This window comes from Streptomyces sp. NBC_01478 (genome assembly GCF_036227225.1).
In the GTDB taxonomy this organism is placed as follows: Bacteria; Actinomycetota; Actinomycetes; order Streptomycetales; family Streptomycetaceae; genus Streptomyces.
Window position 1 is genome coordinate 4594990 of record NZ_CP109444.1, and the last position, 26941, is coordinate 4621930.

At 69.2% G+C, this 26941-nt stretch carries 29 protein-coding genes, 1 tRNA gene, 1 pseudogene and 1 riboswitch; of the genes and pseudogenes, 9 read left to right on the top strand and 22 right to left on the bottom strand.

All coding sequences use genetic code 11. The features are described from left to right. Positions 1-22 precede the first annotated feature (22 nt). The 3 genes from OG223_RS20620 to OG223_RS20630 form a co-directional block, all read right to left on the bottom strand. Positions 23-622 carry a TetR/AcrR family transcriptional regulator gene (locus OG223_RS20620; protein WP_329250565.1) on the bottom strand — a complete coding sequence of 200 codons (600 nt, stop codon included), beginning with the start codon at positions 620-622 and terminating at the stop codon, positions 23-25. A gap of 112 nt (positions 623-734) precedes the next feature. Next, on the bottom strand, positions 735-2150 hold the full coding sequence (locus tag OG223_RS20625; protein ID WP_329250567.1) for a HupE/UreJ family protein: 1416 nt from the start codon (positions 2148-2150) through the stop codon (positions 735-737). Then, a complete protein-coding gene (locus tag OG223_RS20630) occupies positions 2147-3427 on the bottom strand; it encodes a DUF3500 domain-containing protein (protein ID WP_329250570.1) in 1281 nt (426 codons plus the stop codon). The genes OG223_RS20625 and OG223_RS20630 overlap by 4 nt, the downstream gene beginning before the upstream one ends. A gap of 289 nt (positions 3428-3716) precedes the next feature. Here OG223_RS20630 and OG223_RS20635 point away from each other — a divergent pair, with 289 nt between their 5' ends. Next, complete coding sequence (locus OG223_RS20635) at positions 3717-4028, top strand: hypothetical protein (RefSeq protein WP_329250572.1); 312 nt, start codon at positions 3717-3719, stop codon at positions 4026-4028. 363 nt (positions 4029-4391) lie between these two features. On the opposite strand, the gene OG223_RS20640 is transcribed toward OG223_RS20635, so the two are convergent. Both OG223_RS20640 and OG223_RS20645 read right to left on the bottom strand, forming a co-directional pair. Further along, the gene (locus OG223_RS20640; protein WP_329250575.1) at positions 4392-4817 is read right to left on the bottom strand and encodes a hypothetical protein; all 426 of its coding nucleotides are present in this window, start codon (positions 4815-4817) and stop codon (positions 4392-4394) included. A 96-nt stretch (positions 4818-4913) separates the two neighbouring features. After that, complete coding sequence (locus tag OG223_RS20645) at positions 4914-6266, bottom strand: DUF445 domain-containing protein (protein WP_329250578.1); 1353 nt, start codon at positions 6264-6266, stop codon at positions 4914-4916. A 106-nt stretch (positions 6267-6372) separates the two neighbouring features. Here OG223_RS20645 and OG223_RS20650 point away from each other — a divergent pair, with 106 nt between their 5' ends. Continuing rightward, complete coding sequence (locus tag OG223_RS20650) at positions 6373-7698, top strand: SGNH/GDSL hydrolase family protein (protein WP_329250581.1); 1326 nt, start codon at positions 6373-6375, stop codon at positions 7696-7698. A gap of 9 nt (positions 7699-7707) precedes the next feature. Here OG223_RS20650 and OG223_RS20655 read toward each other — a convergent pair whose 3' ends face one another. The 4 genes from OG223_RS20655 to OG223_RS20670 form a co-directional block, all read right to left on the bottom strand. After that, positions 7708-8565: a DUF1707 SHOCT-like domain-containing protein gene (locus OG223_RS20655; RefSeq protein WP_329250584.1), complete on the bottom strand. Its 858-nt coding sequence runs from the start codon at positions 8563-8565 to the stop codon at positions 7708-7710. Positions 8566-8608: 43 nt separating this feature from the next. Beyond that, a complete protein-coding gene (locus tag OG223_RS20660; protein WP_329250586.1) occupies positions 8609-9610 on the bottom strand; it encodes an ABC transporter ATP-binding protein in 1002 nt (333 codons plus the stop codon). Beyond that, positions 9607-10383, bottom strand: coding sequence for an ABC transporter permease (locus tag OG223_RS20665; protein ID WP_329265401.1), 777 nt, complete (start codon positions 10381-10383; stop codon positions 9607-9609). The genes OG223_RS20660 and OG223_RS20665 overlap by 4 nt, the downstream gene beginning before the upstream one ends. A gap of 88 nt (positions 10384-10471) precedes the next feature. Continuing rightward, a complete protein-coding gene (locus tag OG223_RS20670) occupies positions 10472-11272 on the bottom strand; it encodes an ABC transporter permease (protein WP_329250588.1) in 801 nt (266 codons plus the stop codon). A 241-nt stretch (positions 11273-11513) separates the two neighbouring features. Between OG223_RS20670 and OG223_RS20675 the strand changes: the two genes are divergently transcribed. After that, a complete protein-coding gene (locus OG223_RS20675) occupies positions 11514-13949 on the top strand; it encodes a transglycosylase domain-containing protein (protein WP_329250590.1) in 2436 nt (811 codons plus the stop codon). Between the two features lie 19 nt (positions 13950-13968). Here OG223_RS20675 and OG223_RS20680 read toward each other — a convergent pair. From OG223_RS20680 to OG223_RS20690, 3 genes and pseudogenes are all read right to left on the bottom strand, one after another. Continuing rightward, positions 13969-14320 (bottom strand): annotated as a pseudogene (locus OG223_RS20680) (DMT family transporter). Positions 14321-14354: 34 nt separating this feature from the next. Then, positions 14355-14431: riboswitch (guanidine-III (ykkC-III) riboswitch) on the bottom strand. A 56-nt stretch (positions 14432-14487) separates the two neighbouring features. After that, positions 14488-14844 (bottom strand): GroES family chaperonin, encoded by a 357-nt coding sequence (locus OG223_RS20685; RefSeq protein WP_329250591.1) that lies wholly within the window; start codon positions 14842-14844, stop codon positions 14488-14490. A 54-nt stretch (positions 14845-14898) separates the two neighbouring features. Then, positions 14899-15246: a DUF3618 domain-containing protein gene (locus OG223_RS20690; protein ID WP_329250593.1), complete on the bottom strand. Its 348-nt coding sequence runs from the start codon at positions 15244-15246 to the stop codon at positions 14899-14901. 94 nt (positions 15247-15340) lie between these two features. Between OG223_RS20690 and bcp the strand changes: the two genes are divergently transcribed. Beyond that, complete coding sequence (gene bcp / locus OG223_RS20695; protein ID WP_329250596.1) at positions 15341-15808, top strand: thioredoxin-dependent thiol peroxidase; 468 nt, start codon at positions 15341-15343, stop codon at positions 15806-15808. Here bcp and OG223_RS20700 read toward each other — a convergent pair. Then, positions 15789-16313, bottom strand: a complete 525-nt coding sequence (locus OG223_RS20700) for a GNAT family N-acetyltransferase (protein ID WP_329250599.1) — start codon at positions 16311-16313, stop codon at positions 15789-15791. The genes bcp and OG223_RS20700 overlap by 20 nt on opposite strands. 170 nt (positions 16314-16483) lie before the next feature. Here OG223_RS20700 and OG223_RS20705 point away from each other — a divergent pair, with 170 nt between their 5' ends. Continuing rightward, entirely contained in the window at positions 16484-17473 is a 990-nt protein-coding gene (locus tag OG223_RS20705) for an HNH endonuclease (RefSeq protein ID WP_329250601.1), read from the top strand. 52 nt (positions 17474-17525) lie between these two features. Continuing rightward, positions 17526-17608, top strand: a tRNA-Leu gene (locus OG223_RS20710). A gap of 40 nt (positions 17609-17648) precedes the next feature. Here the strand turns inward: OG223_RS20710 and rdgB are convergent. From rdgB to OG223_RS20730, 4 genes are all read right to left on the bottom strand, one after another. Continuing rightward, entirely contained in the window at positions 17649-18251 is a 603-nt protein-coding gene (gene rdgB / locus OG223_RS20715; RefSeq protein WP_329250603.1) for an RdgB/HAM1 family non-canonical purine NTP pyrophosphatase, read from the bottom strand. Positions 18252-18282: 31 nt separating this feature from the next. Continuing rightward, positions 18283-18690 carry a hypothetical protein gene (locus OG223_RS20720; RefSeq protein WP_329250605.1) on the bottom strand — a complete coding sequence of 136 codons (408 nt, stop codon included), beginning with the start codon at positions 18688-18690 and terminating at the stop codon, positions 18283-18285. Between the two features lie 145 nt (positions 18691-18835). Further along, positions 18836-19573, bottom strand: a complete 738-nt coding sequence (gene rph / locus OG223_RS20725) for a ribonuclease PH (protein WP_329250608.1) — start codon at positions 19571-19573, stop codon at positions 18836-18838. 101 nt (positions 19574-19674) lie between these two features. After that, positions 19675-19944 (bottom strand): PTS glucose/sucrose transporter subunit IIB, encoded by a 270-nt coding sequence (locus OG223_RS20730; protein ID WP_267953825.1) that lies wholly within the window; start codon positions 19942-19944, stop codon positions 19675-19677. 106 nt (positions 19945-20050) lie between these two features. On the opposite strand from OG223_RS20730, the gene OG223_RS20735 reads away from it, so the two are divergent. Continuing rightward, a complete protein-coding gene (locus tag OG223_RS20735; protein ID WP_329250611.1) occupies positions 20051-21343 on the top strand; it encodes a PTS transporter subunit EIIC in 1293 nt (430 codons plus the stop codon). 214 nt (positions 21344-21557) lie between these two features. Beyond that, positions 21558-22808 (top strand): PTS transporter subunit EIIC, encoded by a 1251-nt coding sequence (locus OG223_RS20740; RefSeq protein WP_329250613.1) that lies wholly within the window; start codon positions 21558-21560, stop codon positions 22806-22808. Positions 22809-22874: 66 nt separating this feature from the next. Here OG223_RS20740 and OG223_RS20745 read toward each other — a convergent pair whose 3' ends face one another. Further along, on the bottom strand, positions 22875-23627 hold the full coding sequence (locus OG223_RS20745; RefSeq protein WP_329250617.1) for an MBL fold metallo-hydrolase: 753 nt from the start codon (positions 23625-23627) through the stop codon (positions 22875-22877). A gap of 215 nt (positions 23628-23842) precedes the next feature. Here OG223_RS20745 and OG223_RS20750 point away from each other — a divergent pair, with 215 nt between their 5' ends. Further along, on the top strand, positions 23843-24259 hold the full coding sequence (locus tag OG223_RS20750) for a type II toxin-antitoxin system PemK/MazF family toxin (RefSeq protein ID WP_329250620.1): 417 nt from the start codon (positions 23843-23845) through the stop codon (positions 24257-24259). Between the two features lie 93 nt (positions 24260-24352). Here OG223_RS20750 and OG223_RS20755 read toward each other — a convergent pair whose 3' ends face one another. The 4 genes from OG223_RS20755 to OG223_RS20770 all read right to left on the bottom strand — a co-directional run bounded on the left by OG223_RS20755 (position 24353) and on the right by OG223_RS20770 (position 26914). After that, positions 24353-25303, bottom strand: a complete 951-nt coding sequence (locus OG223_RS20755) for a PLP-dependent cysteine synthase family protein (protein WP_329250623.1) — start codon at positions 25301-25303, stop codon at positions 24353-24355. Positions 25304-25309: 6 nt separating this feature from the next. Then, positions 25310-25588, bottom strand: coding sequence for a MoaD/ThiS family protein (locus OG223_RS20760; protein WP_329250626.1), 279 nt, complete (start codon positions 25586-25588; stop codon positions 25310-25312). A gap of 98 nt (positions 25589-25686) precedes the next feature. Beyond that, positions 25687-25782: a putative leader peptide gene (locus OG223_RS20765; RefSeq protein ID WP_019065921.1), complete on the bottom strand. Its 96-nt coding sequence runs from the start codon at positions 25780-25782 to the stop codon at positions 25687-25689. An 88-nt stretch (positions 25783-25870) separates the two neighbouring features. Continuing rightward, positions 25871-26914 (bottom strand): LacI family DNA-binding transcriptional regulator, encoded by a 1044-nt coding sequence (locus OG223_RS20770; protein WP_329250631.1) that lies wholly within the window; start codon positions 26912-26914, stop codon positions 25871-25873. Positions 26915-26941: the final 27 nt, after the last annotated feature.

The window sequence follows — 26941 nt, forward strand, 5'->3', positions numbered from 1 at the left end:
GGATGCCTCGTAGGTGATGTCTCTACGGCTCGGGAAGCCCGGCCCGCAGTCGCGCGAGTGCGTCGGCCGTCAACTCGGCGAGGTCCAGGCGGCCTTCGCTCTCCAGCCACATGAAGACCGCCAGCCGCAGGGCGTTCGCCGCCACCACTCCGGTCAGGCGCGGGTACAGATCGCTGCTCGCGTCCGTTCCGGTGCGCTCGGCGACGACCACGGTGAGCTGCTGGCCGAGCCGCTCGAAGATCGCCAGTTGCGAGCCCAGCAGGGACTTGCTCGCCATGACCATCCGAACCTTGACGGCCAGTTGCTCCAACTGCTCCGGCGGCAGGAACGCCGAGAACGTCAGCGCGTGCCGCAGCGACTCCCACAGCGGTTCACCGGCCGGGCGGGCGCGCAGTCCGTCGGCGATGTAGCCCATGCCGTCGACCAGCTCGGCCACGATCGCCTCCTCCTTGCCGGAGAAGTAGTTGCGGAAGGTGCGCGGCGACACGTCCGCCGCCTCGGCGATCGCCTCGGCGGTGACGTTCTCCACCCCGCGCTCCAACGCCAGCCGCATCGCCGCGCTCGCCAACGCGGCGCGCGTCCGCGCCTTCTTGCGCTCCCGTAGACCGGTCTCCGCCGTCACGCCCCGGAACCTAGTGGAACTTGCCGGAGCGGAAAAGGTGCCGGGACGGCAATTCTTTCGGGCGGCCGACTCCGGGAGCAGCGTGTGCCGCGCCCGGAGCCCGCACCCGTCGCTAGGGAACCCTGGTCAGCGCCGCTCCGGACACGGCGGGATCCGTCGCCGTGTCCGCTGCCGTCTCCAACTCTTGTGACCCGCGCCCCCGTTGCCGAGTGACCACCGTCCAGCCGGCCGCCGCGACCGCCGCCAGCGCGAGCACCGTCAGCATCCCCGTCGTATGCGATCCGGCGCTGTCCGCCGCCCTCGCCACCGGGTTGGGCAGGCCGAGGCGGTCCGCCAGCCAGCCGATCGCCGCCGTGGCGGTGATCAGCGCGCCGGTCACCCGCAGCGCGGGCTGTACCCGGAGGCGGGCCAGTACCAGCAGCGAGGGCAACGCCAGGCAGACCAGCAGGAGTTGGACGAGTTCGATGCCGAGGTTGAAAGCGAGAAGGCTGGTCGCCAACTGGGCTGTGGACAGGTGCATTTCGGCGAGTACGAAGGAGAACGCCATGCCGTGGCCCAGGCCGAAGACACCGGCCACCAGCGCTTCCTTGCCGGGGAACAGGGGGCGGATCGCGTGCACGGCACCCACGAGAATGCTGGCCGCGATGAACGCCTCCACCGGTCGGCCGGGGATCTCGAAGCGGGTGAGGGCGGTCGCCGCCAGTGCGACCGAGTGGCCGACGGTGAACGCGAGGGTGATGCGGCCGATGCGCGTGAGTGCGGCGCGGGGGCCCGCCAGGCCGCCGTTCCAGCGACCGCCGGCTGCCAACAGCGGTGCGGGCAGCAGCAGGATGAGCAGGAACAGCAGGTGGTCGGTGCCGGTGAGGATGTGGTTGCCGCCCAGTTCGAGCATCGCGACGAAGCCTCGCCACGCGCTGCCCTTGCCCAGGTCGACCGTCAGCGGCGGGACCTTCATGTGGCGGACGTCGAGGCGGATGGTGCCCACCTGGGTGGCGCCGTCCCCGGTGACCCGGCCGGCCGCCCAGTCCTGACGGACCGACACCAGCGTGATGTGGGTGACTACTTGGTGCACGATCACGTCGTAGTCGAAGGTGAAGTGCCGTACGTCCGCGCCGGCCGGCGGGGTGAGTACGGCCTTGGCGACCAGCTCGCGGTAGGGGCCGGTGGAGGTCTGCTCGGTGCGGCTGAGGCCCAGGGCACCGATGGTGACCTGCCACGCCTCGCCCTTGAGGGTGGTCGGGTGGATGTGCGCGGCGAGGTAGGTGCGGATCGCCTTTGCCCTGGCGGGGAGGGCGGTTGCCGCGAGGGTGTTGAGGTCGATGCCGCTGGCCGTGGTGAAGTCGCCGACCGGCAGGGCCAGTTGGGCGGTGACGGAGTCCTTGTACACGTCGAGCTGGACCACTGAGTGCGGCATCGGGTGCGCGGCGGCCGGCGACGCTCCGAGCAGGAGCGCCGCCGGTACCGCGATCGCGATCCCGGCCACCAGGCGAAGTAGCGCTGTGGTCAGCCAAGTTCGCGGTCGGATCATGAGAAGGTGAACTCGCTGCCGTAGTCGCGGGTGTGGTCGCGGTACACGGTGTGGTAGTGGATCTGGTCCCGGTACACGACGCCGTTCTGGCAGACGAACTCGACCCAGACGCCCGGGCCGTCGATGCGCACGTAGTCGCCCTGGGTGTCGAGGGCGGTGGTGCCGGAGTAGGCGACGTAGGTCTCGTTCAGCTCATGCTCGTACGTCTTCATGAGCTTCTTCGCGGTGGCGTCGTCCACGTTGGCGATCCAGGGGTGGATGGCCTTGAGGACGAGCTGCTTCTGCTTGGGCGAGAGCGTGCTGACCTTGACGCCCTCCTTCGTCTCCGGGAACTGGCCGTCCTGGCCCGGGCCGAGGAGTACGTCGCTGAACGACTCGGAGAGCTTGGCGGTGGCCAACTGCTCTGTGCTCAGGCTGCCGGTGAGGGCGAGCAGGCCGTCGCGCATGGTCGCGAGCGGTGCGTACGTGGTGCCGTCGTCGTCGGTCCAGGTGGTGGGTTCGACGCCGACGAAGAACGGGCTGGCGCCTGCCACCTTGCCCTTCTTGTAGGTGAGGTCGAGGGCCAAGTGGTGGCCGCCGAAGTGCAGTTGCCAGGTGCCGGTGGTCGAGGGGGTGCCGAGGAAGGCGAGGAAGTAGACGCCGCTGCCGTAGCCGAAGGCGCCGCCGCCTCCGGTGCCGCCGGAGGGCGGAGCGCCGGTCGGGGCGTCGGTCGGCACGTCGGTCGCCGAAGAACTGGGGGACGCCGTCGCGGACGGGTCCGCCGAGGCCGTGCTCGACGCGGTGTCCGACGGTGCGGGGCCCGCGGAGCTGGTGCTCTGGGCCGAGTTGAGCAGGTCGTCGGCCTTGATGATCTGGGTGATCTGGTCGTACCCGGTGTTCTTGCCGGTGCCCGTGGCCAGCTTCAACACCTTCATGGCGGCGGCCAGTTGAGTGTCCGTCAGGGAGCCGAGCTGGATGCCGGGGCGGCAGGTCGAGCCGCACGGGAGGTTCGACCACGCGGTGGCGTTCGCCTGCGAGAAGTCGAGCAGGGTGGAGGCCTGCTGGTCGGCGTCCAGCGTGTTCAGGAACTCGTTGGCCGCGCTGACCACGGCGCCGGTGCCGGTGGCCTTCTTGTCGACGGAGCGCTTGACGCCCGCCGCCGATTTGCCGGTCCCGGTGTCCGTCGAGGCATTCGCCACGGCGAAACCGCCGCCGACCAGCACAATTGCCGTGACGGCTCCCGCTATGCCACGCCAGGTCCGTCTCGTGCGCACCAGACGGGTTCTTTCTCTACTCACGAACGACTCCTTCGATTCCAGCAGTACGAGAAAATCCAGAAATTCCAGAACGAGGCCCAGGTCCATCTGGGCAGCACTCATCGCCGCTCGTCAGCGGGTGCAAGCAGGCTCGCGCGATTGTTGACAAGATTATCGACGCTCTTACCGAAATCTCAATGGACCATCACGTAGATAAAATAAGTTTCAGGTTTCATAGCAACGGGGCGCCAATTCAAAGAATTCACCTAAGCATTTGACAGGTTATGCTTGTCGCGCGAATTAGGGTTTCCTGCTAATGGAGAGGCACATCATGGCCAAGGTCCCCAGCGTTCCCGGCGCGGTCGTCGCCGCGGGCGGGCTCGTCGGTGGGTACGGCGTTGCCCGCTGGACGAAGAAGCGTCAACTGGGCGGGGTCGTCCTGGCCGTTGGCGGGGCCGCCGCCGCGCAGCAGTGGCGCCGGCGGGCCGGCGGAAAGGCGGCCGCTGCGCTCACCGTCGCCTACGTCGCCGCGTTCGCCGGGTCCCACCCCCTGGCCAAGAAGGTCGGCGCCTGGCCCGCCGTCCTCGGAGTCGCCGGGGCCGTCGCGACCGCGTCCTGGGTAATCGCCGACCGCCGCGCTTGACCCCGCCCGGCAACCGGCACACCCGACTCACCGGCCGACCGAGAAACCCCAGCCCGCTCTCACCTTCGCCCTCGCATCGTGGACGGCCGCCGACCGACACAACCGACCCCGCCCGGCAATCCGCGCACCCAACTCACCAGCCGGCCGCCCACACCCAGCCCCCCGCGAGGCCCCGCCGCCCCGGCACGGCCACCACCCACCGACCGCGAAACCCCGGCCCCGCTCTCACCCTCGCGCCCTGGACAGCCGCCGGCCGACACAACCAACCCCGCCCAGCAATCGACGCACCTGCTGCCCAACCGGCGTTCGGCGGGCCCAACTCCCCTGCCGTGCCCCCGTGTTGTCCTCGCGGAGAGCGGTTGCTCAGCAGCCGTGGGCCGACAGGACGCCCTCTGTCGAGTCCTCGTCCTCGTGCGGGCGGAAACGTCTTCCCACCGACGACGCCACCAGCACCCCCGCACCGATGACGAGCGTCGCGAACGCCCACTGCTGGGGCCATTCGGTCTCGTCGGGCCAGTTGGCGTAGCCCCGGGGGTGTGTGAGGTAGATCAGTGCGGCCGGGGGCACCGCCACCAGCAGCAACGGCCAGGCCAGGTCGTCCCGGCGGCCGAAGTAGCCGGCCAGGAGCATCAGGAGCAGTTCGAGGACCAGCGCGCCCGGGGCGGACGCCCCCGTCCAGGCGACGCAGACGAAGTACGCCGCCGACGCGAGGGCGGCGCCGAGTGCGCGGGTCAGCCAGCGTTCCGGCCAGGGGCGCGTCCGCAGGGGGCTCAGCAGCTTCTCGGTCATGTGTACGAGGGTTCCCCGCGGGCCGGGGCCGCGACAGAGTACGCGTACTCAGATCCGGCGAACTCAGGTCCGGCGGCCTCGGCCCCTCCCCGGCTCCTACACCCCCACCACCCGCGTCACGGTATAGATCAACAGCCCCGCCAACGACCCCACCACCGTGCCGTTGATCCGAATGAACTGCAGGTCACGGCCGATGTTCGCCTCGATCTTGCGGGTCGTGTGCTCCGCGTCCCAGCCGGCCACCGTGTCCGTGATCAGGGAGGTGATCTCCTTGCGGTAGGTCGTGACGACGTAGACCGCCGCGCCCTCCAGCCAGCCGTCGACCTTCGCCTGGAGCTTCGGTTCGACGGCCATCCGCGCGCCCAGCGACATGAGCGACGCCCGCACCCGCAGCCGTAGCTCACTGCGCTCGTCCTCGGCGGCCGACACGATCATCGAGCGGACGGACGTCCACGCGCTGGCGATCAGGTCCTGGACCTCGCCGCGGCCGAGGACCTCGCCCTTGAGGCGCTCCACGCGCGCGCGGGTCTCCGTGTCGGACTGGAGGTCGGCGGCGAAGTCGCCGAGGAAGCGGTCCAGGGCGCCGCGGGCCGGGTGGGAGGGCATGTCGCGCATCTCCGTGACGAAGCGGAGCAGTTCCTTGTAGACGCGCTCGCCGATCCGCTTGTCGACGAACCTCGGGGTCCAGCCGGGCGCGCCGCCCTCGACCGCGTCCATGACCTGCTCGTCGTGCAGGACCAGCCAGTCGTACGCGCGGGCGACGATCAGGTCGACGACCCGCTTGTGACCGCCGTCGGCGACGATCTTCTCCAGCGTCTTGCCGATGCCGGGGGCGATCTCCTGGGCGTCGGCCCGGCGGGTGATGGCCTCGCCGACGATCGCCTGGACGTCGGAGTCGCGCAGCACGGTGAGGGCTCCGCGGAGGGCTGCCGAGAGCTCCGCCGTCACCCGGTCGGCGTGGTCCGGGTCGGCCAGCCAGGCGCCGAGGCGGCTGCCGATGCCGACCGCGCTCAGGCGCTGCCGTACGACCTCCTCGGAGAGGAAGTTCTCGCCGACGAACTCGCCCAGCGAGACGCCCAGTTGGTCCTTCTTGGTGGGGATGATCGCGGTGTGCGGGATGGGCAGGCCCAGGGGGTGGCGGAAGAGGGCCGTGACCGCGAACCAGTCGGCCATCGCGCCCACCATGCCCGCCTCGGCAGCCGCGGCGACATAGCCCGCCCAGGGGCCCGCGCCCGAGCTCGACGCCCACTTCGCGAGCACGTACACGACCGCCACGAAGAGCAGCAGGGCCAGCGCCGTCAGCTTCATCCGGCGTACGCCGCGCTGCTTCTCCTCGTCGGCCGCGCTGAACGTGGTCATCGTGCGGCGGGACCCCTCGCCCCCGGCCGCGCCCGCTCCCGTACGCTCCACCCGCTCCACCTGCTCCACCCGTTCGCCGGTACCGTGCATATTGTCCCTTCCTGACCGACTCCTGGAACGGGACAGGAGTTCCCGCTGTCACCCGAAAGGGCAAAATGGCAGGGCCCTGCCCCTCACCCGAGGAGATCCGCACCGCGTGACCGAGCGACGACGTGGTTATGCCCTGCTCTCCGCGATCATCACCTTGATCGTGGCCCTTTCGGCGTGCATATACGTCGGGGTCTCCGCCGGCGACGGCAGCCGCGGTACCTCCCCCGCCGGCGGCCGCGCCCCGCACAACTCCGCCGCCCCCGCCTCGGCCGGTACCTGGGTCGGCGCCTGGTCCGCCGCCCCGGTGGCCGGTGAGCGCGGCACCGAGCGGACCGGACTGGCAGGCCGCTCCGTGCGCAACATCGTCCACACGAGCGCCGGCGGGACGGGTGCCCGGATCACCCTCTCCAACCTCTACGGGCAGGCCCCGCTCACCCTCACGCACGTCTCGATGGCCGTCGCCGCCGGCCACAACAGCTCCGCCGCGGCCGAGGGCACCATGCGCCGGCTGACCTTCGGCGGCGCCACGTCCGTCACCGTCCCGGCCGGGCGGCAGGTGCTCAGCGACGCCGTCCGCCTCCGAATACCGCAGGGCGCCGACGTGTTGGTCACCACGTACGCGCCCACGGACTCCGGCCCGGCCACCTACCACCCCTACGCACGCCAGATCTCCTATCTCGCCCCCGGCGACCGCACCGAGGACACGACCGGCACGCCGTACACCCAACGGACCGCCATCTGGCGCTACTTGACCGCGCTGGACGTGCTGAGCGACGAGGCGGACGGCACGGTCGTCGCGTTCGGCGACTCGATCACCGACGGCTCCACCTCGACCGAGAGCGCCAACCGCCGCTGGCCGGACGCCTTTTCGCGGCGGCTGCGCGCCGCCGTGACCGCCGGGCAGGACGTGCCCCGCTACAGCGTCGTCAACGCGGGCATCAGCGGCAACCAGATACTCGTGAGCCTCTCCGGCCGCCCCGCCGAGAACCAGAGCGGCCTCGACCGCTTCGCCCGTGACGTGCTCGCCCGCCCGAACGTCAAGGTCGTCGTCATCGACCTCGGCGTCAACGACGTCCTGCACGGCGCCCCCGCCGACCGGATCCTCACCGGCCTGCGCACCCTGGTCCGCGAGGCGCACGCCCACGGCATCAAGGTCGTCGGCGCCACCCTGATGCCCTTCGGCGGCCACCCCCGCTACTCGACGGCCCGCAACGCCGTACGACAGCAGGTCAACGCGGTGATCAGGAGCGGCAAGGTCTACGACGCCGTCGTCGACTTCGACGAGGCGCTGCGCGACCCGTACGACCCGCGCAGGTTCGCCGCCGAGTACGACTGCGGCGACCATCTCCACCCCAACGACCGGGGCTACCGGAAGATGGCCCGCACGATCGACCTGGCGGACCTCAAGGGCGCGGTCCCCGCCCCTCTGTGAACCGGCGGGTCAGTCCCAGTCCCGGTGCCTGCGCTCGCGGCGCTCCCGGTGCCGCTCGCGCCGCTCCTCGTGCCGTTCCTGCCGCTCCTCGTGCCGGCGCCGCATCGCCTCGCGGTGCTCGTCCATGGCCTCGCGGTGGGCGTCGTGCAGGCCGGACAGGGCGTCGCGGTGCGAGCCGTGGAGCTCCCTCGTCGAGGAGCCGCCCTCCAGTTTCCGCCGGCGCCGCTCCTCCTTGAGCCGCTGCCGCTCGGCCCGCGGAAGCTTGCGTTCCACGCCGACCCCGCCCCAGAAGGCGAAGCCCGTGACGATCACGCGCGGGGCGCCGGGCTCGCCCGGCACGCCCTCCTGGCTGTGGTCGAAGCCGCCCATGATGCCGATGCCGCGTACGACGACCTCGACGCCCGGCGGCACGATCACCTGCGCACCGCCCATGATCGCGATGCAGTTGATCTCGACCTCGCGGTCCGCGAAGTTCGCCTCGCGCAGGTCGATCTCGCCGCCGCCCCAGAAGGCGACGGCGGTGAAACGCTTGGGGACCGTCCAGCGTCCCTTGCGCTGGAACCCGGACATGATGGCCACGGCAGCGGACGAAGACCCTTCGCCGCCGACGATCCGCCCGGCCCAACTCCCGCTCTCCACCGGCTCCTTGACCATGTTCACCGGCGGCGGGGTGACCCCGGCGGCCGGCAGGTCCCGGGTGATGGGCGTCAGTTCGCCGTACGTCCGCGCCTTGTACGTCGCCTCCAGACGCTCCTCGAACTCCTCCATGTCGAGGCGGCCTTCGGCGACGGCGTCGCGCAGGACCTCGGCGACTCGCTCACGGTCGGCGTCGGATGCGCGAAGCTCCGGGACTGCGTCGTCGGTCATACAGGGCAGCCTACGAGGTCCCCCGGCGAAGAGCCATGAGCGGCTACGAGACCGCCTTCTCGGCCTGTTCCGCGTACATCTTGGCGATCACCGCCTCAATGTCCGGCTCCCGCACCGACAGGTCCACCATCGGGTACTCCGCCGCGATCCGCGCGACCAGCGGAGCCGCCGACGCCGACGCCGGGAACGCCAGCCACTGCCGGGGCCCCTCCACCTTCACCACCCGCGCGTCCGGCACCTCGATCGGCGGCAACTCCCGCTCCAGGTCCACCACCAGGGTCCGCTCGCTCTCCCCCGCCTCGTGCAGCCCGGTGAGCGGACCGTCGTACATCAGACGCCCGTGGTCGATGACCATCACGCGGGAGCACAACTGCTCGATGTCCTGGAGGTCATGGGTGGTGAGCAGGACCGTGGTGCCCTGTTCGGCGTTCAACTCCCGCAGGAATTCCCGGACTTTGGCCTTGGAGATGACGTCGAGTCCGATGGTCGGCTCGTCGAGGTAGAGCACCTCGGGGTCGTGCAGCAGGGCCGCCGCGATGTCGCCGCGCATCCGCTGACCGAGCGAGAGCTGCCGTACGGGGACGTCCAACAGGGCACCCAGTTCGAGGAGTTCGACACAGCGGTCGAGGTTCTCGGCGTAACGGGCGTCGGGGATGCGGTACATGCGGTGCATCAGCTTGTACGAGTCGATCAGCGGGAGGTCCCACCACAGGGTCGTGCGCTGCCCGAACACCACGCCGATGCGGTGCGCCAGGCGGGTGCGCTCGCGGGACGGGTCGATGCCGGCCACCCGCAGCCGGCCCCCGGACGGGGTGAGGATGCCGGTCAGCATCTTGATGGTGGTCGACTTCCCGGCGCCGTTCGGACCGATGTAGCCGACCATCTCACCGCGCGCCACGGTGAAGGAAATCGAGTCGACGGCCCGCACCTGCCTCCGCTCCCGTTTCAGGAACCCGGTCTTCTTGCGCACGTCGAAGACCTTCTCGACGCGGTCGAGCTGAATGAAGTGCTCGTCTTGACCGAACCGCTCGTCCACAGTCCTCAACTTCCCGTACTTCGATACGACTTGAGCCCGGCCCGCCACGCCAGCCCGGCCAGCGCGCAGCAGGCGAGCGCCACCAGCGGCGAGGCGAACTGCGCGCCCGGCGGCAGATCCAGCGGGTACGGCCGCCCCAACACATAGGACGCCGGCACCCAGTTGACGAAGGCGAGCGGCAGGATGAAGGTGACGCCCCGCACGAAGTCCTTGCCGAACACGACCGGCGGATACGACAGCAGCGTGTTGCCGCCGTACGTGAACGCGTTCTGCACCTCGGCCGCGTCCTGCGCCAGGATCTGGAAGGCCGCGCCCGCCACGAACAGCGCCCCGAAGATCGCCGCCCCGCAGACCAGCATCACCGGCACCAACAGCAGCTTCCCGACAGTCCAGTCGACGTCGACATGGAGCAGCGCCCACCCCAGCACCAGGCCGCCCTGGGTGATCCGGCCCAGGCGGCGCAGCGCGAACCGGTCCGCGCCGATCTGGGCCAGCACCGGTGCGGGACGTACGAGGAGCGTGTCGAAGGAGCCGTCGCGGATGCGGGCGCCGAGCACGTCCATCGAGCCGAGCACCAGGTCGGAGATCCCGAACGCGGTCGCCGACAGGCCGTACAGGAAGGCGACTTCGGGCAGCGACCAGCCGCCCAGCGAGTCGACCCGCGAGAACATCAGCAGGATCGTGGCGAAGTCCAGACCGGTCACCAGCAGGTTGCCGAACACCGTGATGACGAAGGAGGTGCGGTAGGCCATGCTCGACCGGATCCACATCGCGGCGATCATGCGGTAGGCGCGCAACCCCTCGCGCCAGCGCGGCAGTTCACCGAAGTCCACGTGCCGGTGGGTCACCGCCTCACTCCTTCGGGTCGTCTCAGCCACCCTGGACCACCACCCTCCGCGTAGCCGCCGACTGCAGCAGCCGCCCCGCCCCGAGCAGCACCACCGCCCAGGTCGCCTGGAAGGCGTACGCGGGCAGCAGGTCGGTCTTCCCCATCAGGACATCCGCCGGAACCTGGAGCTGCGCCGCCCACGGCAGTGCCCGTACGACCTCGCCGAGCGCGCCCGGGAAGGCGTTGAGCGGGAACACCATGCCCGAGCAGAAGATCCCCAGGATCATCGTGGCCTGGTTGACGCCCGTGCCGTCCAGCAGCCAGAACGTGCTCAGCGCGGCCAGATAACGGATGCCGAAACTCACCAGCATCGCCAGCAGCAGCGCCACCAGCAGGGCCGCCCAGGAGCCGACGTCGGTGGGCAGCGCCATCGGGAAGAACAGCGCGCCGAAGACGAACGGGATCACTCCCCGCCCGAGCAGTTGGAACAGGGACCGCCCGAAGTCGGTTGCCAGGCTCCACAGTTGGAGATCGGCCGGCCGGTACAGGTCGACGGCGATGTCGCCGGTGCGGATGCGCTCCATCAGGTCCTTCTCGAACCCGCCGCCCTGGATCGCCAGCGTGGCGTACAGGCACTGCCCCAGCCACACGTACGTCACCGCCTGCGCCTGGTCGTACCCCCCGAGATGCGGGCGCGCGTCCCACAGCGCCAGATACGTGTAGACGAGGACCACGCCGAACACGGTGTTGGTGAACACCCCGGCGAGCGTCGCCGCCCGGTACGTCGCGTACCGCCTGAAACCCCCCGCCGCGACGGCCGCGTACAACCGCCCAGCACCCACCAGAAATCACCCTCCACCACGTCTTGACACCGAAGCGCAGGAGCCTAGTCCGCAGGTGGTGACGCACGCCACGCATTTTCCGGGCAAGTGCGTGCCGATGGGCGGGAACGGAACGCATGGTGCGAGAGTCTTCGTCTGGGGGCGCAGAAGCGCACAAGGCCGTACAGGAACGTACCGGGCCGCATGGGACCATGCGGGGCCGTACGGGACGTACGACGCGAAACAGGAGTCCGTGCACGAGATGAGCGACCAGCCGCAGCCGCAGCAGCCCGCACAGGGCTGGGCACCGAGAGAGCCGGAAGCGGCCGCCGCACCCGAGGCGCCCGGGGCGGTCGGGGGCGAGAAGCCCAAGAAGCCGAAGCGGCCCAAGCGCACCGGGTGGCGCCGGATCATCCCGACCTGGCGGATGACGCTCGCCGGGGTCGTCACGCTCGTGGCACTGCTGATCGGCGCGTTCTACCTCGGCTACTCGCTGGTCAAGATCCCGCCGGCCAACGCGCTCGCCACCAAGCAGTCGAACGTGTACCTCTACGCGGACGGCACCCAGCTCGCGCGCGACGGCGAGGTCAACCGCGAGAGCGTCGGCCTCGACCAGGTCTCCGCCAACGCCCAGCACGCCGTACTGGCCGCCGAGGACCGGGACTTCTACTCCGAGTCCGCCGTCGACCCCAAGGCGATGGTCCGCGCCGGGTGGAACACCGCCACCGGCAAGGGCACCCAGTCCGGCTCCACGATCACCCAGCAGTACGTCAAGAACTACTACCTGGGCCAGGAACAGACCGTCACCCGCAAGGTGAAGGAGTTCTTCATCTCGATCAAGCTGGACCGCACGGAGTCCAAGTCCGAGATCCTGGAGGGCTACCTCAACACCAGCTACTTCGGCCGCAACGCCTACGGCATCCAGGCCGCCGCCCAGGCCTACTACGGCAAGGACGCCACCGACCTCGACGCCGGCCGCGGCGCCTACCTCGCCGCGCTGCTGAACGCGCCGAGCGAGTACGACGTCGTAGCGCATCCCGAGAACAAGGCCGCGGCGGTGGCCCGTTGGAACTACGTCCTCGACGGCATGGTCAAGAAGGGCTGGCTCACCGAGTCCGCGCGCAGCGGCATGAAGTTCCCGATGCCGAAGGAGGCGACGGCCTCGACGAGCATGTCCGGGCAGCGCGGTTACATCGTCGGCGCGATCAAGGACTACCTCACCACCAACAAGATCATCGACGCGGACACCCTCGAGGCCGGCGGCTACCGCATCACCACCACCCTGCAGAAGAGCAAGCAGGACGCCTTCGTGAAGGCGGTCAACGACCAGGTGATGTCGAAGCTCGACAAGAAGAGCCGCAAGGTCGACAACTACGTGCGCGCGGGCGGCGCTTCGGTCGACCCGAAGACCGGCAGGATCGTCGCGATGTACGGCGGCATCGACTACGTGAAGCAGTACACGAACGGCGCGACCCGCGGCGACTTCCAAGTGGGCTCCACCTTCAAGCCGTTCGTCCTCACGTCGGCGATCCAGAACGGCTCGCAGACCCAGGACGGCCAGACCATCACGCCCAACACCTACTACGACGGCACCAACAAGCGCCCCGTGGAAGGCTGGAACGGCGGCTCGTACGCCCCGGAGAACGAGGACAGCGTCTCCTACGGCGACATCACCCTCCGCACGGCGACGGACAAGTCCGTCAACTCGGTGTACGCGCAACTGGCCGTCGACGTGGGCCCCGACAAGGTGAAGAAGACGGCGATCGCCCTCGGCATCCCGTCCGACACCCCCGACCTGACCGCGACCCCGTCGATCGCGCTCGGCCCGTCCACCGCGAGCGTCCTCGACATGGCGGAGGCGTACGCCACCCTCGCCAACCACGGTCAGCGGCACACGTACACGATGATCTCGAAGATCACCAAGGACGGCACGGACGAGATCAAGCTGCCGGAGCAGAAGACCACCCGCGCGGTGAGCCGCGAGGCCGCCGACACCACGACCTCGGTCCTGCAGAGCGTCGTCGACAACGGCACGGCGACCGCGGCCCAGGCCGCCGACCGTCCGGCGGCCGGCAAGACCGGCACGGCGGAGGAGGACACGGCGGCCTGGTTCGCGGGCTACACCCCCGACCTGGCGACGGTCGTCTCGGTCATGGGCCAGGACCCGACCACCGCCGCCCACAAGTCGCTCTACGGCGCGATGGGCCTCGAACGCGTCAACGGCGGCGGGGCGCCCGCCGAGATCTGGGCCCAGTTCACCAAGGCCGCCCTCAAGGGCACCGAGACGAGCGACTTCGACCTGGAGCTCCAGGACGGCGCCGAGACGGTCGCACCCCCGAGCCTGCAGCCCTCCCAGCCGGCCACGACGGGCGACCAGGACAACGGCGGCACGACCACCACCGGTGGCCAGGGCGACCAGGGCCAGACGCAGGGCGGCACGACCGACGGGGGGACGACCACCACCGACGGCGGCACCACCACGACGACCGGCGGCACGACGGGCACCACGACCACGGGCGGCACGACGACGGACGGCGGCACGACGACCACCGACGGCGGCACGACGGGCACCACCACGGACGGCGGGACCACCACGACGGGCGGCACCACGGGCACCACGACGGACGGCACCACCGGCGGCACGACGACCGGCGGGACGACGGCGGGCCCACAGAGCACGGCCCGGAAAAAGGAGTAGTCCCTCGGAATAGCCCCGCTTAGTGACCGGAGGTCGCCTTCAACCCCACGACGGCGACCAGCAGCAGACACACGAAGAAGATCCGGGCGGCGGTGACAGGCTCCCCCAGCACCACCATGCCGAGCACCGCCGCCCCCGCCGCACCGATCCCGACCCACACGCCGTAGGCGGTACCGATGGGCAGCGACTTCGCGGCGTACGACAGCAGCAGCATGCTGGCGGCGATGCCGGCGCCGGTGAGCACGCTGGGGACGAGCCGGCTGAACCCGTCCGTGTACGGGGGTCTGGGGGTGTCCCCCAGATAAACACAGCATCCCGATCGACCAGCCGACTTCCAGCAGACCGGCGACGACAAGCAGAACCCAGGCCATGAGAGGCACCTCCGAGACGTACGTACTGAACGGGGGTGCGTCGTCTTTCCGTGTCGCTGTCCCGGTACGGCGCGTCTCGTCGGGTTCCTTTCCAACGTAGCAAAGGGACGGCAAAAGGGGCTGGTGACGATGGTCACCAGCCCCTCAAGCGTCCTCAAGGTACGGGGTTACAGATACAGCCCGGTCGAGTCCTCGGAGCCCTCGAAGCGGTCGGCGGCGACGGCGTGCAGATCGCGCTCGCGCATGAGGACGTAGGCAACCCCGCGCACCTCGACCTCGGCGCGGTCCTCGGGGTCGTACAGGACCCGGTCGCCGGGCTCCACGGTCCGTACGTTCTGTCCCACCGCGACGACATCGGCCCAGGCCAGCCGCCGCCCCACCGCGGCCGTCGCGGGAATCAGGATCCCGCCGCCCGAACGCCGCTCGCCCTCGCTCTTGTCCTGCCGCACGAGTACACGGTCGTGCAGCATCCGGATGGGCAGCTTGTCCTGCTGGGTGCTCTGCTCGTCTCTCTTGGCGCTCACGCCCACGAACCTACCTGTCCAGAACCCGTCCGTACGCCGCCGGGGCCCGCGATATCAGCCCCTACGGCCCTTGCGGCGCCGGGATCCGAAGACGAACAGGCCCACGACGCCGACGGCGACGAGCGCGACGGGGATGATCCGCTCCACCCTCGGCGCACCCTCCTCGTCCACGAACTGGCCCTTGACGTCACTCACGACCCGGTTGACGCCGACGTACGCCCTGCCGAGGGTGTGATCGATGTCGGACGCGATCCTGGCCTTCGCGTCGCCCACGATGGTCTTCGGGTGCACCCGCACCCCGATCTCGTCGAGCGTGTCGGCCAGGACATCGCGGCGACGCTTGATGTCCGCCTCGATCTGCGCCGGGGTTCTGGTGTCCGGCGTGTTCGACGTGTCCGCCACCGTACGGCCTCCGAAGTCTGCTGGTACTGGTGCCGGACAGTCTGTCAGCTCTCGGGCGGAGTGCACTGTCAGCACCCCCGGTTACGCTAGCGCGATGAGTGAACGACTCCAGCCCGGGGACGTTGCCCCCGCCTTCACGCTTCCCGACGCCGACGGCAACGAGGTGTCCCTCGCCGACCACAAGGGCCGCAAGGTCATCGTCTACTTCTACCCGGCGGCCCTGACGCCCGGCTGCACCAAGCAGGCCTGCGACTTCACGGACAACCTGGAGCTGCTGACGGGCGCCGGCTACGACGTCATCGGCATCTCCCCCGACAAGCCGGAGAAGCTCGCCAAGTTCCGCGACAAGGAGAACCTCAAGGTCACCCTCCTCGCGGACGCCGACAAGCAGGTCCTCGACGCGTACGCGGCCTTCGGCGAGAAGAAGAACTACGGCAAGACGTACATGGGCGTGATCCGCTCGACGATCATCGTGGACGAGTCCGGCAAGGTGGAACACGCGCTGTACAACGTCCGCGCGACGGGCCACGTGGCGAAGATCATCAAGGACCTGGGTATCTGAACGACACCCACACATCAGGAGGCAGGTCGGCCCGCCCAGGCACCGGCCTGCGCTCCTCGCCCCACTCCCCCGGGGCGAGGTCTTCACCGACCCGCCGCCAGAACGCCACGGCTCCCGGATTGGCGTCCTGAAACGCGACCTCCCAGTTCCCCGGATGCCGCGCGACAACATCCCGCACGGCCCGCAGCCCGACCCCACCCCGCCGGGCACCGCGCACGACGAAGAAGCTGTTGAGGACCCGGGTGGGCGCGGTGATCCCCCGCACGAAGGAAAACCCGACGGGCCGCTCCCCGCTCCAGAAGAGAAACGGCGCCCAGTCCCCACCCCTGCCGTCGAACGCCGCGTCCACCCGCTCACTGCGGAACGTGCCGTCCGGGTTGGGCAGTTGGAGTTGCCCTCCGGCCGCGAACTCGGACATGTCATGCCGGAACATCAGCCAGAGCCGCTCGACGGTGGGGCGGTCGGCGGGGGTGGTTGGTCGTACGAGTACATGTGGTGCCGCCATGAAAGAGGTCATGAAAAAAACCTCCCGGGTGGACAAGGGTCCGTTCCTGGAAGGCTTCAGCGACCGACAGGCTATCAACTGCTTTACGTTTCGGGCGTGACTGTCCGATTAGCCCCTCGTTACTCCATTCGAGGTCACGAACATGTGGTCGACAGCGGAGAGGGACGTGCGTGTACGACAAGGAACAGCTGGCACCGGTCGTCGCCGAGGCCCGCAACTGGACCGATTTGATGCGGCGGCTTGGACTCAGGACAAGTGGAGGACAACGGCGCGTCCTACAGGAGAAAGTAGCGGCGCACGCGCTCGACACCAGCCACTTCGCCAAACGCAGCCCATGGCGCAAATATCCGGACTCGGCCATCGCCGAAGCCGCCGCCTCATCCTCCTCGCTGCGCGAAGTAGCGCTGAAGCTTGGCGCCACCCCAGCGACGGGAACCCTGTCTCATATTCGCCGCCGCATTCACTCGGCCGGCATCGACATCAGCCACTTCCCCGGCATCGACAGGCCCGACCTGGACCTGCCCTTCACCACAGAAGAACTCAAGGCGGCTGCCGAAACGGCGACCAGCGTGCGCGGCGTGGCTCGCGCCCTGGGAGTACCGGACGACAGCCGCTCGCGTGCGACCCTGCATCGCATGCTGCGCGCCCAATGCATCGACATGGAGCACTTCTCGCACCGACGCATACCGGTTCCCGAGGGCAGACTCCGTGACCTCGTGCAGCACTCCACCAGCTACGCCGACGTGATGCGCGGTCTCGGCCTTGACGTCAACGACACCAATCACCGGCGGGTTCGGCGCGCGGCGACTCGGCTCGGCCTCGACACCAGCCACTTCACACGCAAGGCATGGGGGCGGCCGGAACGTCCGGCGCCTGCACCCGGCGCCCACCGCGTTCTCGTTGTACTCCCCAGTCACGCCGGGCGAACCAACAGGACGCAGCTCCACCGTGCGCCAAGCGAGATCGGAGCACCCTACACATGTGAGACCTGCGGCAACAAAGGGGAGTGGCTGGGGCAACCGATCACTTTGCAGATCGACCATGTCAACGGGGACTGGCGCGACAACCGTCGCGAGAATCTGCGATACCTGTGCCCCAACTGCCATGCACTGACGGAGACGTGGTGCCGCCGGAAGGGGTCGATACCCCTCGCCGGGTGACCTGATCTCCCCGTACACTGGGCCTACCGGTCGAGCGCAATGACCGATATGGGCGGCCTTGGCGGAACGGCAGACGCCTCGCGTTTAGGGCGCGATGGGAGAAATCCCGTGAGGGTTCGAATCCCTCAGGCCGCACGTATAGAGGGGGCCGTCCTATTGGGCGGCCCCCTCTACGTCAGCCCAACAACTCCCGAACCACCGGCACCAACGCCCGAAACGCCTTCCCCCGATGGCTGATCGCGTTCTTCTCGTCGGCCGTGAGTTCCGCGCATGTCCGCGTGTCCCCCTCCGGCTGGAGGATCGGGTCGTAGCCGAAGCCGTTCGTGCCTACCGGTACATGCCTCAGCACACCCTTCAACTGGCCCTCGACCACCCGTTCCGTGCCGTCCGGCAACGCCAGGGCCGCCGCGCAGGCGAAGTGGGCGCCCCTGTGTTCGTCCGCGATGTCCGAGAGTTGGGCCAGGAGCAGGTTCAGGTTGGCCTGGTCGTCGCCGTGACGGCCCGCCCACCTCGCCGAGAAGATGCCCGGGGCGCCGTTCAGGACGTCCACGCACAAGCCGGAGTCGTCGGCCACCGCCGGGAGGCCCGTTGCCCGGGCCAGGGCGTGGGCCTTCAACAGCGCGTTCTCCGCGAACGTGATGCCCGTTTCCTTGACGTCGGGGATGTCGGGGTAGGACTCGGCGCCGACCAGGTCGTGGGGCAGGCCCGCGGTGGCGAGGATCGACCTCAGTTCGGTGATTTTCCCGGCGTTGCGGGTGGCGAGGATCAGGCGTGTCATGCCGTTCAGTATCCCAACGTCCGTCGTACGCCTAGGACGTGCAGACCTTCGTCAGTTCGCCCGCCGCGTCCGTGACGGGGCTGATATCGGGGGTGTCGTCGCCGTTCTTGACCGCCGTACGGACGTTGTCGACGGCCGTCTTGAGGTCGTCCACCGCCTTGTTGACGTCCGCGTTGTCGGTCTTGTCGCCGATCTTGTCGAGGTCCTTCTCGATGGAGTTGAGGGACTCGTCGGTCTGGGTGGGGTCGTTGGCCGCGTTCTCCACCGCCTGTTGGAGGCCGGTGACGCTGTCGGCGATGGTGTCGGCGGTCTGGACGCAGTCGATGGCCTTGTCGACGGCGTCGCAGCCGGTGGCGAGTCCGGTGGTCAGGCCGATCACCGCCACGGTGGCGACTGCGGCGATACGGCGACGATGACTGCGTCGGCTTGCGGCGGCCATGGTTCGGTTTCCTCCCCCTGGGGGTGGGCCCCGGTGGCCACTCCCCGTTTCCGTTCCGTATGCGTAGGGACGCGGGTGCGGGCCACCGGGTTGCCCCCGCGGCCCGCTCCTCTTGGTACGCCCTTTACTCGGCCGACCCAGCCTGCTACTTCTCCAGCGCGGCCTCAAGTGCCTTTCGCTGTACGGCGGTCAGCTCGTCGCAGCCGGCGACCGCGAGGTCCAGGAGCGCGTTGAGTTCCTCGCGGGCGAAGGGTTCCGCCTCGGCCGTGCCCTGGACCTCGACGAAGCGGCCGTCGCCGGTGCAGACGACGTTCATGTCGGTCTCGGCGCGGACGTCCTCCTCGTAGCAGAGGTCGAGGAGGGGGACTCCGCCCACGATGCCGACCGAGACCGCGGAGACCGTTCCGGTGAGCGGCCGGCGGCCGGCCTTGATCAGCTTCTTGCCCTGGGCCCAGGCCACGGCGTCCGCCAGCGCGACGTACGCGCCCGTGATGGCCGCCGTACGGGTGCCGCCGTCGGCCTGGAGGACGTCGCAGTCGAGGACGATGGTGTTCTCGCCGAGGGCCTTGTAGTCGATGACCGCGCGGAGCGAGCGGCCGATGAGGCGGCTGATCTCGTGGGTGCGGCCGCCGATCTTGCCGCGGACGGACTCTCGGTCGCCGCGGGTGTTGGTGGCGCGGGGCAGCATGGAGTACTCCGCGGTGACCCAGCCCTCGCCGCTGCCTTTGCGCCAGCGGGGGACGCCTTCGGTGACCGAGGCGGTGCAGAACACCTTGGTGTCGCCGAAGGAGACGAGGACGGAGCCCTCGGCGTGCTTGCTCCAGCCACGTTCGATGGTGACGGGGCGGAGCTGTTCGGGGGTGCGGCCGTCGATGCGAGACATGGCGAAGAGCCTAGTCGTAGGGGCGGACCGGGAAAGGGGAAGGGGCTCCTCCCGGATCGTGCACCGGGAGGAGCCCCTCTCCTATCCGTGAACCCCGGGGTTCACATCAGGTCTTCGATGTCCGCCGCGATCGGGTCCGCGTCCGTGCCGATGACGACCTGGATCGCCGTGCCCATCTTGACGACGCCGTGGGCGCCGGCGGCCTTCAGTGCGGCTTCGTCGACCAAGGTCGGGTCCTTCACTTCGGTGCGCAGGCGGGTGATGCAGCCCTCGACCTCTTCGATGTTGTCGATGCCGCCCAGCCCGGCAACGATCTTCTCAGCCTTGGTGGCCATGTTGTTCTCTCCCTGATCCGAACCGCTTTGTCGCAGTAACCCACAGTTGGCCCAGCTTCGCGAGCGGTCATGTCGTGCGTGCCGAATGATGGTGAACGATCACGTCGCCAACTGGTCTACACCACATTACCGAGGGGCGTCCATGAGTGCCGACAGTGCCGCCGCCCGTCCTGGGCGGACCCTCCGGGGCAGCCTGTTCCAGGGTCTGCAGAAGATGGGCCGCAGTCTCCAACTCCCCATCGCCGTACTGCCGGCCGCCGGCATCCTCAACCGGCTCGGGCAGCCGGACGTGTTCGGGGACGACGGGCTCGGCTGGACCGATGTCTCGAAGGTGATGGCGGGCGCGGGCGGGGCGCTGCTGGACGGGCAGCTCGGGTTGCCGATGCTGTTCTGTGTGGGCGTCGCGATCGGCATGGCGAAGAAGTCGGACGGGTCGACGGCGCTGGCCGGGGTCGTCGGTTTCCTCGTGTACTACAACGTGTTGCGCCAGTTCCCCAAGGACTGCACGGGCGGCACGGACGTGGTGCCCGGGATCGGGTGCCAGGCCACCGATCACTCGGTCACGGCGTTCGCGTACCAGAATCCCGGGGTGTTCGGCGGGATCGTGCTGGGGCTGCTGACCGCGTTCTTCTGGGCGCGCTACCACCGTACGAAGCTGGTGGACTGGCTCGGCTTCTTCAACGGGCGGCGGCTGGTGCCGATCATCATGTCGTTCGTGGCGATCGCGGTCGCGGCGGTGGCGCTGTGGGTGTGGCCGCCGATCGGCAGCGGGCTCGAGCACTTCAGCGACTGGCTGAGCGACCGGGGCGCGTGGGGCGCCGGGGTGTTCGGTCTGGCCAACCGGGCGCTGCTGGTCGTAGGGCTGCATCAGTTCCTGAACGTGCCCATCTGGTTCCAGTTCGGCAGCTACACCAAGCCGGACGGGACGGTGGTGCACGGTGACATCAACATGTTCCTGGCGGGTGACCCGAACGCGGGGCAGTTCACCTCGGGGTTCTTCCCGATCATGATGTTCGCGTTGCCGGCGGCGGCGCTCGCGATCGCACACTGCGCGAAGCCGAGCCGCCGCAAGGAGGTGGGCGGGCTGATGCTGTCGGTCGCGCTGACCTCCTTCGTGACCGGTATCACCGAGCCCATCGAGTACTCGTTCCTGTTCATCGCGCCCGTCCTGTACGCGGTCCACGCGGTGTTGACGGGTGTGTCGATGGCGGTGACCTGGGGGCTCGGGGTGCACGACGGGTTCAGCTTCTCGGCCGGGCTGATCGACTACGCGATCAACTGGAATCTGGCGACGAGACCGTGGGCGATCATTCCGATCGGGCTGTGCTTCGCGGTGGTGTATTACGTCGTCTTCCGGTTCGCGATCACGAAGTTCGATCTGAAGACTCCGGGGCGGGAGCCGGAGGACGAGCACGAGGACGTCACCAAAGCCTGACGAACGGCCACGAACGGCCGTACAGATCGGGCGAGTCGGGCCCCCGGACCATCGGTCCGGGGGCCCTTCGTCATGCCTGCCCCCAGGTACGTCTCCATGTACGTCGCGTAGCGATTCGGTCGCAGGATTCGCGGGTTCCTTTATGCGGACTTCATCTGCTACAACAGGTCTACACCACTGAGTGGTGTAGACCACCACCCGATGGAGGAAGTCCATGAGCACTGCCACCGCGCCACCGGCGGCACCCGCGAAGAAGTGGGGATCCGGCCTGTTCCAGGGCCTGCAGAAGATCGGCCGCAGCCTACAGCTCCCGATCGCTGTGCTTCCGGCGGCGGGCATCCTGCTCCGGTTCGGCCAGGCCGACATTCACGACAAGCTGCATCTGCCGGACAAGGTGACGGCGGTCTTCGCCACCGCCGGTGGCGCGATCTTCGACAACCTGCCGCTGCTGTTCTGTATAGGTGTCGCGATCGGCTTCGCCAAGAAGTCCGACGGTTCCACGGCGCTGGCGGCGCTGGTCGGCTTCCTCGTCTACAGCAATGTGCTCAAGGCCTTCCCCGTCACCGACGCGCAGATCCTCAAGGGCGCGGACGTACCCGCGACCTACAACAACCCCGGTGTCCTCGGCGGCATCGTCATGGGTCTGCTCTCCGCGGTGCTGTGGCAGAAGTTCCACCGGACCAAGCTGGTCGACTGGCTCGGCTTCTTCAACGGCCGCCGTCTCGTCCCGATCATCATGGCGTTCGTCGGCACGATCATGGGTGTCTTCTTCGGCCTGATCTGGAAGCCGGTCGGTGAGGGCATCTCGAACTTCGGTGAGTGGATCACCGGTCTCGGCGCGTTCGGTGCCGGTCTGTTCGGTCTGATCAACCGCGGGCTGATCCCGGTCGGCATGCACCAGTTCGTCAACTCCGTGGCCTGGTTCCAGATCGGCGACTACAAGGACTCCTCCGGCGCCGTCGTGCACGGCGACCTGACCCGCTTCTTCGCCGGTGACCCGACCGCCGGACAGTTCATGTCGGGCTTCTTCCCCATCATGATGTTCGGCCTGCCGGCCGCCGCGCTCGCCATCGCGCACACCGCCCGTCCCGAGCGCCGCAAGGCCGTGACCGGCATGATGATCTCGCTCGCGCTGACGTCCTTCGTGACCGGTGTGACCGAGCCGATCGAGTTCTCGTTCATGTTCATCGCCCCGGTGCTGTACGCGATCCACGCGGTGCTGACCGCCCTGTCCATGGCGATCACCTGGGCGCTCGGCGTCCACGCGGGCTTCACCTTCTCGGCCGGGTTCATCGACTACGCGCTCAACTGGAACCTCGCCACCAAGCCCTGGCTGATCATCCCGATCGGTCTGGTCTTCGGCGCCATCTACTACTTCGTCTTCCGCTTCGCGATCACCAAGTGGAACCTCCCCACCCCGGGCCGCGAGCCCGAGGAGGAGCTGGAGGACCTCACCAAGGCGTGAGCCTCCGAGCGGCGTGACGAAGGCCCCGGCACCCAGATGGTGCCGGGGCCCTTCACATAGGCGCGGTCAGATCTCGTACGACGCCCTCGGCGCCGCCAGTTCCACCGGCCCGGCGTAGACCTCGCGCGCGTCGGCCAGGTTGGCCTGGGGGTCGGTCCACGGCGGGATGTGTGTCAGCACCAGGCGCCTGACCCCCGCCCTGGTCGCCGTCTCGCCGGCCTCGCGGCCGTTGAGGTGGAGGTCGGGGATGTTCTCCTTGCCGTGGGTGAACGCGGCCTCGCACAGGAACAGGTCGGTGTCCCGGGCGAGTTCGTCGAGGGACTCGCTGACGCCCGTGTCACCGGAGTAGGTGAGGGACCGGCCGCCGTGCTCGACGCGGATGGCGTAGGCCTCGACGGGGTGGCGGACCCGCTCGGTGTGCACGGTGAAGGGGCCGACGTCGAACGTGGACGGCTTCACCGTGTGGAAGTCGAAGACCTCGCTCATCGAGGAGGCGGTGGGGGTGTCGGCGTAGGCCGTGGTGAGGCGGTGCTCGGTGCCCTCGGGACCGTAGACCGGGATGGGGTCGCAACGGCCGCCGTCGTGGCGGTAGTAGCGCGCGACGAAGTACGCGCACATGTCGATGCAGTGGTCGGCGTGCAGATGGCTGAGGAAGATCGCGTCGAGGTCGTAGAGACCGCAGTGGCGCTGCAGCTCGCCAAGGGCGCCGTTGCCCATGTCGAGGAGCAGCCGGAAGCCGTCGGCCTCTACGAGGTAGCTCGAACAGGCCGATTCCGCGGACGGGAACGACCCCGAGCAGCCGACGACGGTGAGCTTCATAAAGCAGAAACCTCCGCTGGCGGGTAACTTCTGGAGTTGGGTGACGGGGGTCGTGCGGTCCGTCGAGCGTAAGGCGCAAAAGGGCCGGTCGCTCCTCCGCCAAGGGCTGTTGTGGGGGAACTCACCTGTGCTGTCACCGGTTCGGCTGGAACCGGGGCGCGTGGGGTTTATAAGAGGGCGCGCGGCTTGGATTGCGCGCCGGTACCGTCATCCGCATGGACAGGTTCTGGTGGCTTGCGCTCGCGGCGGTGATATTGCTGGCGCTGGTCGCCACGCTTGTCGACGGGTGGGGGCGGGGGCGGCGGCCTGCGCGAGGGGATCGGCCTCGGCCCGCGGAGATCTGGTGGGCGAATGTGCCCTATGAGGATCAACCCGGGGCTGCGAAGGACCGGCCTTGTCTGGTGCTTGCGGTGCGGGGACGGAAGGTCACCGTCGCAAAGATCACCAGCAAGTATCACGATGGGCGGGGTGGGGTAATTCCCTTGCCGCCGGGGGCCGTTGGCGATTCTCGGGGGCGGGCCAGCTATCTGGAGACCGACGAGCTGCGGAAGGTGTCGGTGTCTGAGTTTCGGCGGCGGGTCGGGGTGGTGGACCCGGTCCTGTGGGATCAGGTCCGTCACCTCACCGGCTGAAGGTTGTACGTCGAGTGCGGGTGGGTGGGGGCTGAGCGCGCCCACGCGGCGGAGCCGCAAATCGATACAGCCCCGCGCCCCTAAAACCTCACCTCACGCCCAGAGTTGGCCCTGGAGCGTCTTGATCGCTTCCTCTGTCGTCGCCGCCGTGTACACGCCCGTCGACAGGTACTTCCAGCCGCCGTCCGCCACCACGAACGCGATGTCCGCGGTCTCGCCCGCCGCTACGGCCTTCTTGCCGACGCCGATCGCCGCGTGGAGGGCCGCGCCCGTGGAGACGCCGGCGAAGATGCCCTCCTGTTGGAGGAGTTCGCGGGTTCGGGTGACCGCGTCGGCGGAGCCGACCGAGAAGCGGGTGGTGAGGACGGAGGCGTCGTAGAGCTCGGGGACGAAGCCCTCGTCGAGGTTGCGGAGGCCGTAGACGAGGTCGTCGTAGCGCGGCTCGGCGGCGACGATCTTGACGTCGGGCTTGTGTTCGCGGAGGTAGCGGCCTACGCCCATCAACGTGCCTGTGGTGCCGAGGCCCGCCACGAAGTGGGTGATGGAGGGGAGGTCGGTGAGGATCTCCGGGCCCGTCGTGGCGTAGTGGGCGCCCGCGTTGTCCGGGTTGCCGTACTGGTAGAGCATCACCCAGTCCGGGTGTTCGGCGGAGAGTTCCTTCGCCACGCGTACGGCTGTGTTGGAGCCGCCGGCCGCGGGGCTGGGGATGATCTCGGCGCCCCACATGTTGAGCAGGTCGCGGCGTTCCTGGGAGGTGTTCTCGGGCATCACGCAGACCATGCGGTAGCCCTTGAGCTTCGCGGCCATCGCGAGCGAGATGCCGGTGTTGCCCGAGGTCGGCTCCAGGATCGTGCAGCCGGGGGTGAGGCGGCCGTCCTTCTCCGCCTGTTCGATCATGTGCAGGGCCGGGCGGTCCTTGACCGAGCCGGTCGGGTTGCGGTCCTCCAGCTTGGCCCAGATGCGGACGTCGGTGGACGGCGAGAGCCGCGGCAGGCGCACCAGAGGGGTGTTGCCCACCGCGGCCAGCGGGGAGTCGTAACGCATCGACGATCAGGCCATACCGCCGGCCACGGCCGGCAGGATCGTGACGCTGTCGCCGTCGGTGAGCTTGGTGTTGATGCCGTCGAGGAAGCGGACGTCCTCGTCGTTCAGGTACACGTTGACGAAGCGGCGCAGCTCGCCGCCGTCCACGATGCGGGCCTGGATGCCCGTGTGCCGGGTCTCGAGGTCGGCGAAGAGCGCGGAGAGGTTCTCACCGGCACCCTCGACGGCCTTCTCGCCGCCGGTGTAGGTGCGGAGGATGGTGGGGATGCGGACCTCGATGGCCATGGCAAGGGGCTCCTGTCGGAAGCGGGAGGGGTCGTCTGGTGTCGGTGGGCTCACGTCTGCTTGCCGCGGCGCACGGCCTGTACGGCGACAGCGCACTGTCAACAGATGGCGCTGTTCAGCCTGCACAGGTCGACGTGCAGCCGCGCCACGAGCAGCGTGCCCGGCGCCTTGTCGCTCACGTCGAGAAGAACCATGGGCTCATCGTATCGATTCCCTGTCCGGACCTCGGTATGTGATCTCACAATTCGGACGAAATTCATTCGGGGGCTGAGACGGCGCAGTTCAGGCGGACTGTCGTACGACCAGCCGGGTCGGCACGATCGCCGACGGCCGGTCCTCCCCGGGGTCGTGTTCGGTACGGCCGAACAACAGCCGGGCGAGCAGCCGGCCCATCTCGGCGACGTCCTGGTGGACGGTGGTCAGCGGCGGGTCGGTGGACTCGGAGATGGCGGCGAGGTCGTCGAAGCCGACCACGGCCACGTCCTGCGGGACCCGGCGTCCGCGTTCGCGCAGTGTCTGGAGGGCGCCGGAGGCCATCAGGTCGGAGGCGACGAAGACGGCGTCCAGGTCGGGGTGGCGGTCGAGCAGCGCGGCCATGGCGTCGGCGCCGCCCTGCCGGGTGTAGTCGGCCCGCTCGACCAACTGGGGCGCGGTGTCGGGGAGGACCTCCCGGTAGCCGGCGAGCCGTTCCGCGGCGGAGTTCTCCTGGTCGTAGGGGCCGGTGACGGTGGCGATGCGCTCGCGGCCCAGCGCGAGGAGGTGGCGGACGGCCTGGCGGGCGCCGCCGCGGTTGTCGCCGTCGACGAAGGCCTGGCCGCGCACGGGGTCGCCGTCGCACAGGAGGGGACGGCCGCCGAAGACGGCGGGCAGGGCGAGCCGGTCGACCATCTCGGGCATCCGGTCGCCGGGGCGCAGCGAGAACAGGATCGCGCCGTCGACGTGGCCGCCGCCGAGGTAGTCGGCCACGCGCGCGTAGTCGTCGGGTTCGTCGACGAACAGGAGGACGGCCTGGGCGCCGTGCCGGGCGAGTTCGGCGCGGATGCCGCGCAGCAGACAGTCGAAGAACGGGTCCAGGAACAGCCGGTTCTCGGGCTGGGCCGCGACGACCGCGACGGCGCCGGTGCGGCGGGTGACCAACTGCCGGGCCGCCTGGTTGGGCACGTAGCCCAGCGCGGAGATCGCCTCCCGGACCCGGACGGCGACCTCCGGACTCACCTTGGGCTCGTCGTTGACCACCCGCGACACCGTGGACTTGGAGACGCCCGACCAGCGGGCGACATCCTCCAGCGTGGGGCGCCGTGCGTTCGACCGCTGCGTCAACACCATCTCCGTGACGGCGAGTTGGTCTGTTGC